The sequence below is a fragment of the Actinomycetospora atypica genome, assembly GCF_042653685.1.
Classification (GTDB): domain Bacteria; phylum Actinomycetota; class Actinomycetes; order Mycobacteriales; family Pseudonocardiaceae; genus Actinomycetospora; species Actinomycetospora atypica.
The window spans coordinates 1-1,252 of the sequence record NZ_JBHSIV010000082.1 but is presented as its reverse complement, the minus strand read 5'-3'; the positions used below and the strand labels follow the sequence as shown (position 1 = coordinate 1,252).

Sequence of the window (1,252 nt, the reverse complement as noted above, 5' to 3'; positions counted from 1 at the left end):
CGGGCCGCCGCCGGTCCTGCTCATGGTGTCGTGGATACCGGGGGTAGGACGGGTGGTTCGGCGACGACGGCGGCGCGGACGGCGACGTGGAGGTTGAGTCGGGTGTCGGCGTGGGCGAGGTCGTGTCCGGAGAGTTCGCGGATGCGTTGGAGGCGGTAGCGCAGGGTGGAGCGGTGGATGTGCAGGGCTTCGGCGGTGTCGTCGTAGTTGCCGCCGTGGTCGAGGTAGATCCCGAGGGTGTGGACGAGGTCGGCCTGGCGGTCGGTGTCGTAGGTGAGCAGGCTGCCGAGCCAGTCCTCGACGAACGCGGCGGCTTCGCGGCGGCCGTCGGGGGTGGCCAGGAGCCGGTAGAGCCCGAGGTCCTCGAAGGTGATCAGTCCGCGGGGGTCGGGTCCGCGTAGGCGCACGGTGAGGGCCTGGATCGCTTCGCGGTAGGAGCGGGGGAGGTGTTCGGGTCGGTCGACGTAGCCGCCGACGCCGAGGGCGGGGGAGTCGCCCAGGACGTGGGCGAAGGCGTCGTGGACGGTCTGCCAGGCCTCTCCGGGGCGGGCGTGGCGTCGGGCGCTGCGGGCTTCCCAGCGGCCCTCGGAGGAGTCGCCGCCGTCGGAGAAGGGGGCGGTGGCCTGGCCGTGGTGGTCGCGCCACAGACCCCGGGGGGTCGGCAGACGAGGATCGCGGTCTGTCCGCGCAGGGTGCCCAGGTAGGACATGTCGAGGTCGCGGGCGGCGCGTTCCATGAGGTCGCCGACGGCTTCGCCGTCGGGCCAGTGTCCGTGGTGGGGTTGCAGGGCCAGGACGCGGTGGGGGCCGGTGAGGTCGTGGTCGAGGGCGGCGGCGCGCCCGACGCGGCGGTCGATCTCGGCGGTGAGGTCGGTCTGGGCGGGTTCGAGCAGCACCATCTCGACGAGGTCGTGGCGGAGGCGTAGTTCGGTGCGGGCCAGGTGGCGGCGGTGGAGCAGGTGCAGGCACAGCGCGCCGGTGGTCAGCCCGATGGCCTGCAGGGCTCCGACGCGGGGGCTGCCGGGGCGGGGGTCGGAGTCGGGGTTCTTCTGGTCGTGGGGTTCCAGGGTGCGGCCGGGGTCGAGGACGACGACCAGGCCCAGCACGACGCCGCCGGAGGCGGCGATGCTGGCGAGGCGGTCGCGGACGCGCAGGGGGCCCGAGGTGCGGCGGGCGGCGTCGATGAGCTGGTCGCGTTCCCCGCGGGTCAGCCACGGCTGCGCGGTGTGGTCGCCAGAGCCAGAGCCAGAGCC

Annotated in this window: 1 protein-coding gene and 1 pseudogene; both read right to left on the bottom strand. The window is 74.3% G+C overall.

Going from position 1 to position 1,252, the window contains the following annotated elements; genetic code table 11:
- Positions 1 to 20: 20 nt before the first annotated feature.
- Positions 21 to 407, bottom strand: coding sequence for a PucR family transcriptional regulator (locus ACFPBZ_RS29390; protein WP_378039648.1), 387 nt, complete (start codon positions 405 to 407; stop codon positions 21 to 23).
- A 305-nt stretch (positions 408 to 712) separates the two neighbouring features.
- A pseudogene (locus tag ACFPBZ_RS29385) lies at positions 713 to 898 on the bottom strand (PucR family transcriptional regulator); the annotation flags it as partial.
- Between the last annotated feature and the right edge of the window lie 354 nt (positions 899 to 1,252).